The organism is uncultured Xanthomonas sp. (assembly GCF_964278005.1).
Taxonomy (GTDB): Bacteria; Pseudomonadota; Gammaproteobacteria; order Xanthomonadales; family Xanthomonadaceae; genus Xanthomonas_A; species Xanthomonas_A sontii.
The window spans coordinates 114,781-130,865 of sequence record NZ_CAXYKF010000009.1 but is presented as its reverse complement, the minus strand read 5'-3'; the positions used below and the strand labels follow the sequence as shown (position 1 = coordinate 130,865).

At 70.6% G+C, this 16,085-nt stretch carries 12 protein-coding genes; 2 read left to right on the top strand and 10 right to left on the bottom strand.

Features of this window, described 5'->3' with window-relative positions; translation table 11 throughout:
• Nucleotides 1-175 precede the first annotated feature (175 nt).
• The 5 genes from ACHWVH_RS06240 to ACHWVH_RS06220 all read right to left on the bottom strand — a co-directional run bounded on the left by ACHWVH_RS06240 (nucleotide 176) and on the right by ACHWVH_RS06220 (nucleotide 6,671).
• Nucleotides 176-1,708, bottom strand: coding sequence for a GDSL-type esterase/lipase family protein (locus ACHWVH_RS06240; RefSeq protein ID WP_295927782.1), 1,533 nt, complete (start codon nucleotides 1,706-1,708; stop codon nucleotides 176-178).
• 234 nt (nucleotides 1,709-1,942) lie between these two features.
• The gene (locus ACHWVH_RS06235; protein WP_295927784.1) at nucleotides 1,943-3,523 is read right to left on the bottom strand and encodes a DHA2 family efflux MFS transporter permease subunit; all 1,581 of its coding nucleotides are present in this window, start codon (nucleotides 3,521-3,523) and stop codon (nucleotides 1,943-1,945) included.
• An 8-nt stretch (nucleotides 3,524-3,531) separates the two neighbouring features.
• Nucleotides 3,532-4,713 (bottom strand): efflux RND transporter periplasmic adaptor subunit, encoded by a 1,182-nt coding sequence (locus ACHWVH_RS06230; protein ID WP_017913465.1) that lies wholly within the window; start codon nucleotides 4,711-4,713, stop codon nucleotides 3,532-3,534.
• A gap of 10 nt (nucleotides 4,714-4,723) precedes the next feature.
• The gene (locus ACHWVH_RS06225; RefSeq protein ID WP_017910993.1) at nucleotides 4,724-6,211 is read right to left on the bottom strand and encodes an efflux transporter outer membrane subunit; all 1,488 of its coding nucleotides are present in this window, start codon (nucleotides 6,209-6,211) and stop codon (nucleotides 4,724-4,726) included.
• 10 nt (nucleotides 6,212-6,221) lie between these two features.
• Nucleotides 6,222-6,671, bottom strand: coding sequence for a MarR family winged helix-turn-helix transcriptional regulator (locus ACHWVH_RS06220; protein WP_026144760.1), 450 nt, complete (start codon nucleotides 6,669-6,671; stop codon nucleotides 6,222-6,224).
• Between the two features lie 141 nt (nucleotides 6,672-6,812).
• Between ACHWVH_RS06220 and ACHWVH_RS06215 the strand changes: the two genes are divergently transcribed.
• The gene (locus ACHWVH_RS06215) at nucleotides 6,813-7,697 is read left to right on the top strand and encodes an AraC family transcriptional regulator (protein WP_394686848.1); all 885 of its coding nucleotides are present in this window, start codon (nucleotides 6,813-6,815) and stop codon (nucleotides 7,695-7,697) included.
• A 57-nt stretch (nucleotides 7,698-7,754) separates the two neighbouring features.
• Complete coding sequence (parC, locus tag ACHWVH_RS06210) at nucleotides 7,755-9,998, top strand: DNA topoisomerase IV subunit A (RefSeq protein WP_279363543.1); 2,244 nt, start codon at nucleotides 7,755-7,757, stop codon at nucleotides 9,996-9,998.
• Between the two features lie 324 nt (nucleotides 9,999-10,322).
• Here the strand turns inward: parC and ACHWVH_RS06205 are convergent, their stop codons facing one another.
• The 5 genes from ACHWVH_RS06205 to ACHWVH_RS06185 all read right to left on the bottom strand — a co-directional run bounded on the left by ACHWVH_RS06205 (nucleotide 10,323) and on the right by ACHWVH_RS06185 (nucleotide 16,054).
• Nucleotides 10,323-10,994: a TetR/AcrR family transcriptional regulator gene (locus ACHWVH_RS06205; RefSeq protein ID WP_394686847.1), complete on the bottom strand. Its 672-nt coding sequence runs from the start codon at nucleotides 10,992-10,994 to the stop codon at nucleotides 10,323-10,325.
• 165 nt (nucleotides 10,995-11,159) lie between these two features.
• Nucleotides 11,160-12,602 carry an aldehyde dehydrogenase family protein gene (locus ACHWVH_RS06200; protein ID WP_394686846.1) on the bottom strand — a complete coding sequence of 481 codons (1,443 nt, stop codon included), beginning with the start codon at nucleotides 12,600-12,602 and terminating at the stop codon, nucleotides 11,160-11,162.
• Between the two features lie 125 nt (nucleotides 12,603-12,727).
• Complete coding sequence (locus ACHWVH_RS06195) at nucleotides 12,728-13,879, bottom strand: MFS transporter (protein WP_295927800.1); 1,152 nt, start codon at nucleotides 13,877-13,879, stop codon at nucleotides 12,728-12,730.
• Between the two features lie 84 nt (nucleotides 13,880-13,963).
• Nucleotides 13,964-14,602, bottom strand: coding sequence for a hypothetical protein (locus ACHWVH_RS06190; RefSeq protein ID WP_295927803.1), 639 nt, complete (start codon nucleotides 14,600-14,602; stop codon nucleotides 13,964-13,966).
• A 3-nt stretch (nucleotides 14,603-14,605) separates the two neighbouring features.
• Nucleotides 14,606-16,054: an aspartate aminotransferase family protein gene (locus ACHWVH_RS06185; protein ID WP_295927804.1), complete on the bottom strand. Its 1,449-nt coding sequence runs from the start codon at nucleotides 16,052-16,054 to the stop codon at nucleotides 14,606-14,608.
• Nucleotides 16,055-16,085: the final 31 nt, after the last annotated feature.

Here is a 16,085-nt window from a genome sequence, read left to right as displayed (position 1 = left end):
CACTGGCGGCGCGTGTGGCGTTCGGGCATCGCCAGTAACGACGGGATGTCGTTCGCAGGAGCGGCTTCAGCCGCGACCAAACGCGACCGGCATGCCCGTCGCGGCTGAAGCCGCTCTTACGAGGACGACCACGCTTCCCGCTGAGGCGCGGCACGCGTGATGTTCGAGACGCTCTTCAGCCGCCGACGCCGAGCGTGCGCAGCGCCTCGCCCCAGATCGCGTAGCCCGCTTCGCTGGGATGGGTGCCATCGGGCATCAGCGCCACCGGCAGCGTGCCGTCCGGCTGCAGGAAGCGCGCGCCGATGTCGAGCCAGCGCACCTGCGGGTCGTGGGCGAAGCGCGCGGCCAGCAGGCGGTTGGTCTCCAGGATCGGCGCACGCTGCGGCGCATCGGCGGCGAAGCCGCGCGGGAAGATCCCCATCAGCACGATCCGGCTGCGCGGCAGGCGCCGCCGGATCTCGGCGACCACCGCCGCCACGCCGTCGGCGGTCTCCTGCGGCGTGTTGGTGCGCGCATGCTCGGTGCCGGCGAGGTTGTTGGTGCCGAGGTTGATCACCACCCAGCGCGGCGCCAGGCCGTCGACCTCGCCCTGGCGCAGCCGCCACAGCACGTTCTGGGTGCGGTCCCAGCCGAAGCCCAGGTTCAGCACCCGCGCGTCGCCGAAGGTGCGCTGCCAGGCCTGCGCGCCATTCACCCGGATCGCCTGTGGCGCGCCCGCCCAGAAATGGGTAATCGAGTCGCCGAGCATCACCACCTGCGGCTGCAACTGCCGCGCGGCGTCCAGCGCGGCATGGTGGCGGCCGTACCAGTCGTAGGAATCCTGCTCCAGCCAGGGCACCGCGATGCGCGCGGTGTCGACGTCGGTCATTGCGTCCAGCGGCACCCGCGGCGCCTCGTCGAGCAGCCGCGCCAGGGTCGGCTCGATGGCCTCGGCCATGCGCCGCTGCCCACGCGTGTCCGGATGCAGCGCGCCACTGCCGGGACGCTGCCGCGGATCGTAGAACAGGCTCGGGTCCAGCGTGCCATCGACGCGCTGGAACACGGTGCCGATGTCCAGATAGGCCACACGCGGATTGTCGCCGTAGCGCACCGCCAGCGCGCGGTTGACCTCGGCGTCGCGCGCACTCTTCTGCGCCGACAGTGCGCTGGGCAGCAGGCCGAGCAACAGGATGCGGGTGCGCGGCAGGCGCTGCTCCAGCGTGGCGACCACCGCATCGATCCCGCGCACCGTGTCCGCCGCGCTCTGCCCTTGGTGGACGGTGTTGTTGGTGCCGATCAGCAGCAGCGCGACCTTGGGCCGCAGGCCGTCGACCTCGCCGTGCTGCAGGCGCCACAGCACGTGTTCGGTGGCGTCGCCGCTGAAGCCGAGGTTGAGCGCGCCGCGGCTGCCGTAGAAGGTCTGCCAGGTCGACTGGAAGTCTTCGTCCGGTGCCTGCGCCTTCTCGTCGTTCTGGGTGATCGAATCGCCGATCAGCAGCAGCGGCGCATCCGGGTGCGCACGCACCTGCGCCAGCACCTGCTGGTGGCGCTCGGCCCACCAGGCTTCGTGCAGGCGATCGGCCGGGGTCACCGGCACCGGCGAGGGCGCCGGCGGCGGCGCGGCCTGCGCGTGGCCCGGGTGCGCACCGAGGCATAGCAGTACGAGGACGGCCGCGCGCGGAAGCGATGCGGCGAAGCGGGCGCCGAAGGCGCGAAGAAAGCGCTGCATGTGCGGGGCTGCCGAAGCCTGCGAAGGGCCGCATTCTGGTGCGCAGGCCGCGGCAGCGGCAAGTGTCCCCGCGCCGGAGCGCGACGCCGGGCATGCATGTCACTTGGCATGCCCTGGTGCGGCGCGCCGGACGGCACGCCATCAGGCAATGGCGTGCAAGCGCCGCTTGCGCACCACCATTGCAGCGGCACGGAACGGCACGGGTCGTGGTGCCGCCCGTGCCGACGTCGAGGCTCAGTGGCCGCCAGCCGCCGCCGCGCCACCACCACCACCGCCGAACGGCGGCTTGGCCAGCCACAGGAAGAAGATGATCCCGAGGAAGGTCCAGCCCAGCAGGTAGAAGATGTCGTTGAAGCCCATCTGCGAGGCCTGGTGGTTGATGGTGTTGTTGAGCAGCGCCGCGCCGTTCTGCAGGCTGCCGTTGCCCATCATCTGCACCTGTTCCTGCATGCCCGGCGTGTAGGTGGAGATGTGCTCGGTCAGGTGCGCATGGTGCAGCTGCGTGCGCTTGGCCCACAGATAGGTGGTCAGCGAGGCGGCGAAGCTGCCGCCCAGCGTGCGCAGGAACGTGGCCAGGCCGGAACCGGCGGCGATCTCGCGCCCGTCCAGGTCCGACAGCAGGATCTGCAGCACCGGCATGAAGAACAGCGCCACGCCCACGCCCATCAGCAACTGCACCCCGGCCACGTGCGGGAAATCCACCTGCAGGTTGAAGTCCGAGCGCATGAAGCTGGTGGTGGCCATGAAGATGAAGGCGATGCTGGCCAGCAGCCGCAGGTCGAAGCGCGAGGCGTACTTGCCGACGAACGGGGTCATGATCACCGGCAGGATGCCGATCGGCGCGGTGGCCAGGCCGGCCCAGATCGCGGTGTAGCCCATGTCGCGCTGCAGCCACTGCGGGATCAGCAGCGACACGCTGAAGAACGCCGCATAGGCCACGATCAGCGCCATGGTGCCGGCGCGGAAGTTGCGGTGGCGGAACAGCCGCAGGTCGACGATCGGATCCTTGTCGGTCAGCTCCCAGATCAGGAACACCGCCAGCGCCACCGCCGAGATCGCGGCCAGCACGACGATCTTGGTCGAACTGAACCAGTCCTCGTCGTTGCCCAGGTCCAGCACCACCTGCAGGCAGCCGACGCCGATGATCAGGGTGATCAGGCCGACGTAATCCATGCGCGGGCGCTCGGTCGGCTCGGGACGGTCGCGCAGCTGCGAGCCGACCACGGTCGCGGCGATGATGCCCAGCGGCACGTTGATCAGGAAGATCCATTCCCAGCTGTAGTTGTCGGTGATCCAGCCGCCGAGGATCGGCCCGGCGATGGGCGCGACCACGGTGATCATCGCCAGCAAGGCCAGCGCCTGGCCGCGTTTCTCGCGCGGGTAGATCGACACCAGCAGGCTCTGGGTGATCGGGTACATCGGGCCGCAGACGAAGCCCTGCAGCGCGCGCGACACCACCAGCATGCCCATGCTCTGGGCCAGGCCGCACAGCAGCGAGGCCGCGGTGAAGGCCAGCGTGGCCCACACGAACAGCTTGGTCTCGCCGAAACGGCGGCTGAGGAAGCCGGTCAGCGGCAGCGCGATGGCGTTGCTGACCGCGAACGAGGTGATGACCCAGGTCGCCTGCTGCGAACTGGCGCCGAGGTTGCCGGCGATGGTGGGCAGCGAGACGTTGGCGATGGTGGTGTCGAGCACCTGCATGAACGAGGCCATCGCCAGGCCCACCGTGCACAACGCCACACTGGCCGGGCGGAACCCGGCGGCCGGTGCGCCCGGAACCCCGGGCGCGGCGGGAGCGGCAGCTTGGTTGGACATGACCGGGCTCAGTTCGCCTTGGCGGCGTCGGGCAGGTTGGCGTGGATGATCTGCTTCACGGCCGCATCGGCCTGCTGCAGCTGCTGCGCATACACATCGGTATCCAGCAGCGTGCCGCTGGCCGGCTTGGTCGGCAGCACCGCGCCGTTCTGGTCATGCAGGTTGACGTCGGCCTTCATCGACAGGCCGATGCGCAGCGGATGCTGCTCCAGCTGCTTGGCGTCGATGGCGATGCGCACCGGCACGCGCTGCACGATCTTGATCCAGTTGCCGCTGGCGTTCTGCGCCGGCAGCAGCGAGAACGCACTGCCGGTGCCGATGCCCAGGCTCTGCACGGTGCCGTGGTAGGTCACCGCGCTGCCGTACACATCCGACTCCAGTTCCACCGGCTGGCCCAGGCGCATGTGCTTGAGCTGGGTTTCCTTGAAGTTGGCGTCCACCCACACCTGGTTCAGCGGCACCACCGCCATCAGCGCGGTGCCGGGCTGCACGCGCTGACCGACCTGCACCGAGCGCCGCGCCACGTAGCCGGCCACCGGCGCGACGATGGCGCTGCGGGCATTGTTGAGGAAGGCCTGGCGCACCTGCGCGGCGGCGCCCTGCACGTCGGGCTGGTCGGCCACGCCGTTCTCGTCGATCAAGGCGCGGTTGCGCGCCAGTGTCTCGCGCGAGCCGCTGACCGCGGCTTCGGCGGCGGCCAGCTGATCGCGGGCATGCGCCAGCTCTTCGGCGGAGATCGCGCCGGTGGCGACCAGGCTGGCGCGGCGGGCGACGTCGGCGCGGGCGCGCTGCAGGGTCACCTGCTGCGCGGACAGTTCGGCCTGGGCGCCCTCGACCGAGCGGTACAGACCGCGCACCTGGCGCACGGTCCGCGCCAGATTGGCCTCGGCCTGCTGCAGGGCGACCTCGGTGTCGGCCGGGTCGAGCTTGACCAGCGGCTGGCCGCGCTCCACGCGCATGCCGTCGTCGGCGTCGATGCGCACCACGGTGCCGGCCACCATCGGGGTGATCTGCACCAGGTTGCCCTGCACGTAGGCGTCGTCGGTGTCCTCGTGCCAGCGGCCGACCAGGAAATACCAGATCGCCAGCGCGATCAGCACCAGCACCACTACCACGGCCAGGCCGCGCAGCAGCTTGCCGCGCCGGCTGGGGGCGGGAGCGGAGGAAGCGGGGGTCGTTGTCTGATTCATTGCAGCGATCTCAGGAATGCGAAGGTGCGGAAGAAGAAGAGCTCGGCGCATCGGCGGCGGAGGTGGCGTCGTAGCCGCCGCCCAGCGCCTGATTCAGGCGCACCGAGACCAGGATCTGATTGGATTGCAGCGACGCCAGGCGCTGCTGCGCGTCCAGCAACTGCTGTTGCGCGCTGAGCACGTCCAGGTAGTTGCCGATGCCGGCGCGGTAGCGCTGCTGCGACAGGTCGAAGGCGGCCTGTGCCGTCTGCAGCGCCTGCGCCTGCTGCTGCGCCTGCTCGGCCAGCGAACGCGCGGCGTTGACCTGATCGGCCACCTCGCGCAACGCCGCCACCAGGGTCTGGTTGTAGTTGGCCACCGCCAGGTCGTACTGCGCATCGCGCTCGGCCAGCTGACTGCGCAGCCGCCCGCTGTCGAACAGCGGCAGGCTCACGCCGGGGCTGAGCAGGCCCAGCACCGACGAACTCTTGAACAGGTCGCCCGGATTGGTGGCGGCGACGCCGCCCAGCAGGGTCAGATTGATGCTGGGATAGAACTGCGCCTTGGCCGCATGGATGCCCTGCGAGGCGGCTTCCACGCGCCAGCGCGCGGCGACCACGTCGGGCCGGCGGCCGAGCAGGTCGCTGGGCAGCACCGACGGCACCCGCGCGACCTGCGGGTCGAGCAGGCGCGGGCGCTCGATCTGCAGCCCGCGATCCGGGCCGCGGCCGAGCAAGGCCGCCAGGGCGGTGCGCGCTTCGTCGATCTGCTGCTGCGCCGCCGCCTGCTGCTGGCGCGCCGCCGGCACCCGCGCCTCGGCCTGGCGCAGTTGCAGGTTGTTGTCGATGCCGGCATCGCGGCGCTGCCGCACCAGCTTCAGGCTGTTCTCCGAGCGCGCCAGTTCGGCGCCGGCCAGGTCGTACAGATGCCAGGCGTAACCCAGTTGCGCATAGGCGCGGGCGACGCCGGCCGACAGGTCCAGGCGCGCGGCCTGCGCGTCGACCTCGGCCGCATGCGCCTGGTCCACCGCCGCCTCCCACGAGGCGCGCTTGCCGCCCCACAGGTCGAAGCCGTAGCTGAAGTTCAGCAGCGCCTGCTCGTTGTGGATGTACTTGCCGCCGATCTCGTCGCCGGCCAGGCCCTTGGGCAGTTGCAGGCCGGTGTAGCCGGCCGACAGCGACAGCTTGGCGCCGCGGTCGGCATCGGCCGCGCCGGCCTGGGCCTGCGCCAGGCGCAGCCGCGCATCGGCCGCGTCCAGGCTGGGCGTGCCCTGCAGGGCCTCGGCGATCAGCGCGTCGAGCTGCGGATCGCCCAGCGCCTTCCACCAGTCCTGCTGCGGCCACGGCGCTGGCGCCAGCGCGTCGGCGGCCAGGGTCTTGCCGATGTGCAGCTGGCGGTCGGCATCGAGCCGGCGCCCCTGCGGTTCCAGGCCACGGCTGCTGGCGCAGGCCGCCAGTGCCAGGGTGAGGGCCGCGACCGCGAACGGGCGCAGGCGGGAGGGAGAAGAAGACAGAGTCATGTGGGCGGGTTCAGGGCGAATTGAGGGAATCGCGGACGCGGACCAACAGCGAAAACAAGTGCTCGCGCTCGTCGGCGGACAGATCGCGCAAGGCATCGGCGATGACGTCGTCGCCGCGCTGCTTGAGCTGCTGCCACAGCGCCTGGCCTTCGTCGGTCAGCACCAGGCGCAACGCGCGGCGGTCCTGCGCGTGCGCCTCGCGGCGCACCCAGCCCAGGTCTTCCAGCTTGTCCAGCAGGCGCGTCACCGCGCTGGGGTTCTGGTCGATGGCCTGGGCCAGTTCGTTGGCGGTGCACGGCGCCATGTGGGCCAGGGCCTTCATGCCGATGTAGTGGCTGAAGCCCAGGTCCGGCTCCAGCCCGGCCATGGCGCGGTCGAGGCGGCGCATCAGGCCGTCACGCACCTGGCGCAGCAACAGGCCGAACGAGGGCTGGCCAGGAAAGGAGGGAGCGCAGTTCATGGGCGCCTATTATTTTCATTTAGAAATATATGTCAAGAAAATATCCCCAAGGAAACTAGATGCTGCGTTGCAGTAGAGGAACGCTGACGGCGAGCGCACTGTAGCGGCGCGCGGCTATGGCTCGGTATTACAATCCGGACAATGGATATCGAAATCGCGCCAACCCAGCCGGCCGACGTTCCGGCCAGCGTCGGCTCCGACAGCGCGCTGGACCCGCGCGCCATGGAGTGGTTCGAACGCGCCGATGGCCCGCCCGCGCTGGCCTTCATCGCGCATTCGCCGGTGTCGCTACGGCGCGAGGTGGACTGGCACCGCCACGTGCGCGGGCAATTGATCTATGTGGAGGACGGCGTGCTGAGCACCCGCACCGCGCACGGCCAGTGGTCGCTGCCGCCGGGCTGTGCCGGCTGGATGCCGCCGCAGGAACTGCACACGGTGCAGGTGTCCGGGCGGGTGCGCAGCTACCTGGTGCTGATCCGCCCCGACGTCTGCGCCGACCTGCCGCCGCGGACCTGCGTGATCGGCATGAACGGCCTGTTCCGGGAGGTGCTGCGGCGGATGAGCCAGTGGGGGGTGCCGCCGGTGCTGGCGGCCGAGCAGCAGCGCCTGTGCGCGGTGCTGCTGGACGAGGTGCGCAACGCCCCGGTCGAGCATCTGCACCTGCCGATGCCGCGCGACCGCCGGCTGCTGCGCATCGCCACCCAGTTGCTGGAAACCCCCGCCGACGACCGCTCGCTGGCGCAATGGGCGCACTGGGCCGGGCTGTCGGCGCGCAGCCTGAGCCGCCACTTCCGCGACGAGACCGGCTTCGGCTTCGCCGGCTGGCGCCAGCAGGCGCGGCTGGCCGAGGCGCTGCGCCGGCTCAGCGACGGCGCCAGCGTCGCCGACACCGCCTTCCGGCTCGGCTACAGCAGCCCCAGCGCCTTCGTCACCGCCTTTCGCGGCCGCTTCGGCCATCCTCCGGCCCGTTACCTGGCCAGCGCCGGCGGCACGCGCGGCTTGGCATCGCCGGCCGCATCCGGATAATCGACCGGCTGACCTGCGGCGCCTGGCGCCGCGTTCCCCTATAGGTATTTCCTGCGCATGACCGATCTCGCCCGCCCCGCCTTCCATGGCTTCGAACAGCTGCCGCTGCGCGAATACGCCGAACGCGCCTACCTCGACTACTCCATGTACGTGGTGCTGGACCGCGCCCTGCCCTTCCTCGGCGACGGGCTCAAGCCGGTGCAGCGGCGCATCATCTATGCGATGAGCGAGCTGGGCCTGAACGCGACGGCCAAGCCGAAGAAGTCCGCGCGCACCGTCGGCGACGTGATCGGCAAGTACCACCCGCATGGCGACAGCGCCTGCTACGAAGCGCTGGTGCTGATGGCGCAGCCGTTCTCCTACCGCTACCCGCTGATCGAAGGCCAGGGCAACTTTGGCTCCACCGACGACCCGAAGTCGTTCGCGGCGATGCGCTACACCGAGTCCAAGCTGACCCCGATCGCCGAAGTGCTGCTGGGCGAACTGGGCCAGGGCACGGTGGACTGGTCGCCGAACTTCGACGGCACCCTGGACGAGCCGACCTGGATGCCGGCGCGGCTGCCGCACCTGCTGCTCAACGGCACCACCGGCATCGCCGTGGGCATGGCCACCGACGTGCCGCCGCACAACCTCAACGAGATCGTCAGCGCGCTGATCCGCCTGCTCGACGATCCCGATGCCAGCGTCGCCGACCTGTGCGAACACGTGCGCGGCCCGGACTACCCGACCACCGCCGAGATCATCACCCCGGCCGCCGACCTGCGCGCGATCTACGAAACCGGTCATGGCAGCGTGCGCGCCCGCGCCACCTACCAGAAGGAAAACGCCAACATCGTGGTCACGGCGCTGCCCTACCAGGTGTCGCCGTCCAAGGTGATCGAGCAGATCGCGCAGCAGATGCGCGCCAAGAAGCTGCCCTGGCTGGAAGACATCCGCGACGAGTCCGACCACGCCAACCCGGTGCGGGTGGTGCTGGTGCCGCGTTCCAACCGGGTCGACGCCGAGCAGTTGATGGGCCACCTGTTCGCCACCACCGACCTGGAGCGCAGCTACCGGGTCAACCTCAACGTGATCGGCCTGGACGGCCGCCCGCAGGTCAAGAACCTCAAGACCCTGCTGGAGGAATGGCTGCGCTTCCGCAGCGACACCGTGGTGCGCCGCCTCAACCATCGGTTGGAGAAGGTCGAGCGCCGTCTGCACCTGTTGGAAGGCCTGCTGACCGCGTTCCTCAACCTGGATGAGGTGATCCGCATCATCCGCACCGAGGACGAGCCGAAGCCGGCGCTGATCGCGCGCTTCGCGCTCAGCGAGGAACAGGCCGACTACATCCTGGAGACGCGCCTGCGCCAGCTCGCGCGGCTGGAAGAGATGAAGATCCGCGGCGAGCAGGACGCGCTGGCCAAGGAACGCGAGCAGCTGCAGGCGCTGCTGGCCAGCAAGACCAAGCTGAAGAAGCTGATCAAGGACGAACTGACGGCCGACGCCAAGAAGTTCGGCGATGCGCGGCGTTCGCCGCTGGTGCAGCGCGGCGCGGCCCAGGCCATCGACGAGACCGAGCTGGTGCCGAGCGAGCCGATGACCGTGGTGATGTCGGAGAAGGGCTGGATCCGTGCGGCCAAGGGCCACGACGTGGACCCGGCGGCGCTGTCCTACCGCGACGGCGACGGCCTGCTGGCGGCGGTGCGCGGGCGCAGCACGCAGCAGGTGGCGTTCCTGGATTCGGAAGGCCGTGCCTATTCGACCCTGGTCCACACCCTGCCCTCGGCGCGCGGCAACGGCGAGCCGCTGACCGGACGCTTCTCGCCCGCGGCCGGTGCCTCGTTCCAGGCCATCGCCAGCGGCGAGAACGACAGCCGCCTGGTGTTGGCGTCCTCGCACGGCTACGGCTTCGTCACCCGCTTCGAGAACCTGACCAGCCGCAACAAGGCCGGCAAGGCCATGCTCAACCTGACCCCGAACGCCAAGGTGCTGCCGCCCGCGCCGGTGAGCGGCGCCGGCAGCGACCGCATCGTCGCGGTCACCAGCGCCGGCCACCTGCTGGCGTTCCCGGTCGCCGACCTGCCCGAGCTGGACAAGGGCAAGGGCAACAAGATCATCGACATCCCCAAGGCCAAGCTCAGCACCGAACGGGTGGTGGCGATCGCCGCGGTGGCGCCGGGCAACACGCTGCTGGTCAAGAGCGGCCAACGCACCATGTCGCTGTCGTTCAAGGACCTGGACGCCTACCTCGGCGCCCGCGCCAGCCGCGGCGGATTGCTGCCGCGCGGGTGGCAGAAGGTCGACGATCTGGCGGTGGAGTAAGCTCTTGGCGCCAAGCGCGGGATTCGGGATTTGGGATGCGGGATGGGAGTTTCGCGCCGGTGCAGCGTTTGCATACGGCGCGGCATCCCGCTTCTCTTAGGAGCGGCTTCTGCCGCGAGGCCTTACCGCTGAAGCGTCGCGGTTGAAGCGCAACAGCGACCACTGGCTGCACGCGCATCGCGTGCGAACCCAAGCGTCCCCAATACCTGCACGTCACGAGGCTTTTGTGGGAGGGGCTTCAGCCCCGACGCGCATCACCTGCAGCGCGTCGGGGCTGAAGCCCCTCGCACAACGCGGCTGCCCGAGCGACCGAGTCCAAGTCGCCTAGCCTACTGTCGCAGCATCGCGCAACTGCTCGATATGGCTGGCGATCATCGCCGCCACCGTGTCGGCCACCGCGCGCGCGCTCAGGCGGGTATCGAACAACAGTTCCACCGTGGCATAGATCAGGTCGACCACGATGCGGCTGACCAGGCGCAACTGGCGCGGGTCGGCGTCGGGGAAGGCCTCGCTGAGGAAGCGCACCTGGCCCTTGGTCACCTGCGCATGCGACTCCAGGCGCACCTGCTGCAGCGCCGGCACCGCGCGCAATGCGCGCAGCACCCAGACACCGCCCTCGGTCGCCTTGGTGACGCGGTAGGTATCCAGCACCAACCCGGCCAGCGCGCGCTGCAATTCCTCGCGCGTGCCGCTCATCGCATGCAGGGTGATCCACTTGGGGATGAGTTGGTTCTGCCGCTCCATCAGCCGCCGGCCCAGTTCCGACAGCAGCGCGTACTTGTTGGGGAAATAGCGGTACAGCGCCGGCGGCGTCAGCCCGGCACGCGCGCACACCAGGTTGGTGGACAGCCGCTCCACGCCGACGTCGCCGAGCAGTTGCGCGGTGACCGAGAGGATCTGTTCGTAGGTCTCGGTGGCGCGATGCTGGGCCGGCACCTTGTTCCCGGTCAGGCGCGGGCGGTGCGGTGCGGGGGAACGCGGCGTGTCGGCGGGCATGGGATCTCGATGGTGGTGAAGCAGCAGGCGCCGCGGTGGCGGCACGTCGCCAGCCTGACGGCACGCATCGCCGCGGCAATGGGTGCGCGGGCTGCGCCGCGACGTCGCGGCACGCGCCGATATCGCATCTTACCGCGCCGGCCGCTGGCACACCGGCAGCGTCGCTCAACGCCGTGCCAGCCAACCGCTGAGGCCGGCCGCCAAGCGCCGCTGCAACGTGGTGTACGGAGGAAAGAACGCCTTGACGATCGGCTGGCGGCCGCCCCGCAGCAGCGCGCGTTCGTGCGAGAAGGTGCGGAAGCCGTGCACGCCGTGCGCGCTGCCGAATCCCGAGGCGCCCACCCCGCCGAACGGCAAACCGCTGTGCACGAACTGCTGCAGGCAGTGGTTGACCACCGCGCTGCCGGAACTGGTGCGCGCCAGCACCTGGGCGATGCCGGCACGGTCTTGGCTCCACAGGTACAGCGCCAGCGGCTTGGGCGCGACGTCGAGCCGATCGAGCACCTCGTCGAGGCGCGCGAACTCGACCACCGGCAGTACCGGACCGAAGATCTCTTCCTGCGCGATCCGCGCCTGCGCCGGCACCTGCGCCAGCAGCGTCGGCGCCACGTAGCAGCGCTCCGCGTCGTGCTCGCCACCGGCCAGCAACTGCGCGCCGCCGGCGCGCGCTTCGTCGATCAGCGCGGCCACCCGCGCGGCATGCGCCGGGTGGATCATGCGCGCCAGGTGCGGGCTGGAGGCGACCGCCTGCGCGTCGGCACCGTAGCGCTGCGCCAGCAGGGCGCGGCAGTGTGCGAGCAGGCGCGCGCTGACGTCGCGATGCACGAACAAGGTATCCGGCGCGATGCAGGTCTGTCCGGCATTGACCAGCTTGGCCCAGACGATCACCTCGGCGGCAAGACGCAGGTCGGCGCTGCGGTCGACGATCACCGGCGACTTGCCCCCCAGTTCCAGCGTCACCGGCGTCAGCTGCCGCGCCGCCGCGGCCATCACCTCCCGGCCGACCGACGCCGAACCGGTGAAGAACACATGGTCGAACGGACAGGCCAGCAAGGCCTGCGCGGTCGCCGCGCCGCCCTGCACCAGGGCCACTTCTTCCGGTGCGAATGCCTCGTCCAGCACCGCCTGTAGCACCGCGTTGACCTGCGGGGTGAACTCGGAGGGCTTGATCAGCGCCGTGTTGCCGGCAGCCAGCGCCGACACCAGCGGCCCCAGCACGGTGGCCACCGGGTAGTTCCAGGGCCCGATGATCAGGCAGCGGCCCTTGGGCTGGAACGCGATGCGCGCGCGCGTACCCAGGGCCAGCAAGGTGGGCGAGACCTTGCGCGGACGCATCCAGCGCGGCAGCTGCGCGATGGCGGTGGCGATCTCGTCGACCACCGGCAGCAGCTCGGTCAATTCCACTTCCAGTGCGGGCTTGGCGAAATCGGCGGCGAAGGCGGCGATCAGCGCCTGCCGTCGCGCCAGCAAGGCATCGCGCAGCGCACGCAGATGCGCGCGCCGCGTGTTCGCCGAGGAGCCGCGCCAGGCCAGCGCGATGGCCTGCTGCGCGGCGAACAGCGCCGCGACCGTCTCCGGTGGGGCGTCCAGCACGGGCTCAGGCGCCATCGCCGCGCTCCTGCTTGGCGGACATCGGCCATCGCCCGGTGCCTGGCAGTCTCCTGCCCTGCGCCATGCGCGGCCGACGGAAGCGCGTCACCGCAGCGACCAGCGCGCTCGCACGGCCACCACCATCAGCCCGCATGCGAGCCTGCCTCCACGACGGCCGGACGGCGCTGCCGCCGGCCGATCCACAGCGCCAGCAGCGCCGCGGTCAGCGCAAAGCCCAGACCGACCAGCGGCACCGGCGCCGGATCGTCGGCGTGCAGCAGCAGCGACGCCAACAACGGCCCGCAGGCCGACCCGATCAACTGCGCGGCCGGCACCAGCACCGCCACCCGCCCCTGCGCATCGGCACGCAGCGCCAGGCCGACATGGAACGGCATCAGGAACATCCAGGCGAAGCCGAACGCAACGCACACCGCGGCAAAGCCCAGCGCCGCATTGCCGGGAACCCGGTACATCGCCGCGGCCACCAGGCACAGCGCCACGCTGCCCAGGGTCAGGGTCGCCGTCACCGAGAGCCGGCGCACCCAGTAGATCGCCGCCAGACCACCCACGATCTGCATGCCCAGCACCCACGAGGTCTGCAGTTGCGCCGCGTGCGCGTCCAGCCCCGCGCGCAACGCCAGCGGCTCCAGGTAGGCCCACAGCGCGCCGATCGCCGACATCTGCAGGAACGCCACCAGCAATGGCGCCAGCGTCGCCGGCGACCAGCGCAGCCTGGCGGTGGCGGTCGCCGCGCACTGTGCATCGGCGGCGGGAGCCAGGCTTGCCGGCACCGACAGTGCCGCCGCCAGCGGCAGCACCAGCAGGCAGGTCGCGGCCATGGCGACGAAACCGCCCTGCCAGCCGGCCGCCGGCAACACCCACAGCGCCAGCGCCGCCGCCAGCGCGATCTGCGCCAGCGCCTGCAGCACCATGAACACCGCGGTGATCCGGTCCGGTGTGGCCGCGCGCACGATGCTGACGGTGGCCACCCAGACCAGTAGGCCCTCGGCCAGGCCAGCGACGGCGCGCAGCGCGACGAACGCCGCATCGCCCTGTGCCTGTACCGTGGCCAGGTTCAGCAGCGCGGCCAGCAACGCCGCCACGACCGCCGTGGTGCGTTGCCAGGACACCGGCAGCAGCGCATCGCCCAGCGCCACGCCGATGCCCAGGGCGATGATCTCGCCCATCGCCACCACGCCCACGCCGGGCAGCGTGATCAGGTGCTGCTCGACCAGTGCGCCGAGCACGATCGGCTGCACGCCGAGGATCAGCAGCGCGATGGCGCCGATCGACAAGGCCGCAGCGAGCGGACGTGTCGCTTGGACGGCGGTTGATGCGACGGAAGACGGGGATGGCGTGGCGGTCATCGCGATGGACCCTCAGTAGCCTTTGCTCTCGGCCGGCAGTTCGCCCGCGGCGAAGGCCGCGGCGGCACGCACCTGGTCCTTGCGCAGCCGCCCGTTGGCGATGCGCCGCACCCACCAGGGCAGCTCCCGCACCTGCCCGCCGGTGGCCGCGGCAAGCACATAGGCCTTGGCGCATTTCTCGAACAACTCCACGTTCAGTGCCAGCCGCTGCGCGGTGATGCCAAGACACAGCGGGCGTCCGCCGAACAGCAGGACGCTGCCGCTGCCCGGCGCGGCCGTCGCCAACGCGTCGAGCGCAGGAAACGGCGCCGGCATCGGCCCGATGTGCCGCGCCTGTTCGTCGAACACCTGCGGCAACACGCCGCCGACATTGGCCAGAAGGTGGCCGAACGCGCCGGCCGACCAGGCGCTGGCACCGACATCGGGACGCCGCGCATACACCTGAGCGTGCACCTGCGCCCATGCCGGCAGCGCCGGGTCGTGCCAGTCCAGCCACTGCGGCCGCTCCGCCTCGAGCGCGCCACAGCACATCGCCGTGCTGCCCGGACAGCGCAGCGCCAGCGCTGCCGCGTCGTCGCCGAGCAGGCGCTTGGCCACGAGCCGCGCGCGGGTGTGCAGCCAGAGTGCTTCGATCTGCGGGACGGTGGGCATGCGCTACACCAGCTTGAACACGTCGTCGAAGCGGTTCAGCGCCTCGTCCACCACCGCATCGGTATCGGCGCGGCTGGTGTAGATGCGGCTGCCGGCCAGGGTGATCAGCCCGTGCGCCGAATACGCCGCGCCCATCTCTTCCATCATGTGCTTGCGCTCCTTGGCTTCGTTGCGCACGCGCCACAGCTTGTACAGGTTGCCGGTGTCCAGCAGCAGCACGCCGGAGGTCTGCAGGTGCACGATCGAGCCCATGTTGTAGACCACGTACGGCAGGCCGAGACGGCGGATGATCGCCTCCAGGCCCTGCCGCAGGCGATCGCCGGCGCGGCCGGCCTGGCCGGCGGCGTCGCTGCGCTGCGCTTCCAGCAAGGCGTGGTAACCGGCCACGCAGGACAGCGGATTGGCCGACAGCGTGCCGCCGACGAAGGCGCGCCGCGCGGTGGTGCCGATGCCGCCGACCAGGCTCATCATCACCTCGCGGCGACCGCCGATCGCGCCGGCCATCGGATAGCCGCCGGCCAGGCACTTGCCGAGCACGGTGATGTCCGGCAGGACCCCGAAGTAGCCTTGCGCACCGCCCGGCCCGAGCCGGAAGCCGGTGACCACTTCGTCGAAGATCAGCAGCGCGCCGAACTCGTCGCACAACTTGCGCACCTGCCGGTTGTAGTCGTGATGCACCGGCCGCGTGCCGCTCTCCGGCCCCAGCGGTTCCAGCAGCACCGCCGCGGTGCCGCCGCGCAGGCGATTGAACTGCAGCTTGCGCCGCAATGCCTCCAGATCGTTGGGATGGCATTCCTGGGTGTAGGCGGTGGCGCCGCGCGGGATGCCGATCGCCTCCATGCGCCCGGTGCCCGGCAGGCGCATGCCGTACACCAACTGGTCGCTCCAGCCGTGGTAGGCGCCGCCGATCTTGATGATCCATTTCTTGCGGGTGTGGGTGCGGGCCAGGCGCACCGCGCCCATCACCGCCTCGGTGCCGGAGCCGAGCAGGCGCAGCATCTCCACCGCCGGCATGCTGGCGCAGACCAGTTCGGCCAGCTTGACCTCGTACTCGTGCAGCAGGCCGGTCACCGGGCCGCACTGGTCCAGTACCGCCTGCACGTGCTCGCGCAGTTCCGGCGGATTGGATCCGAGCAGGGTCGGGCCGCCGGCCTGCAGGAAGTCGATGTAGCGGTTGCCGTCGACGTCGGTCAGGTACGCACCCTCGGCGCTGTGCATGGCCAGCGGGAACGGATGATTGAACGCCAGGTTGTGCTGCACGCCGCCGGGGATCACCTGCTTGGCCGCCTCGCCCAGGCGCCTTGAGCCCTGGCAGCGCGCGTCGAAATAGCGCATCACCTTGGCCATGCCGGCGGCGCCGATCGGCCGCATCGGCTGGTTCACCAGTGCATGGAAGCGTGCGTACAACTGGTCCACATCGGGCCATTGCGAAATGGCGGGGGTCTGGCTCATGGTCGGTGCCGGGTTCGGGGGAGCGGAAACG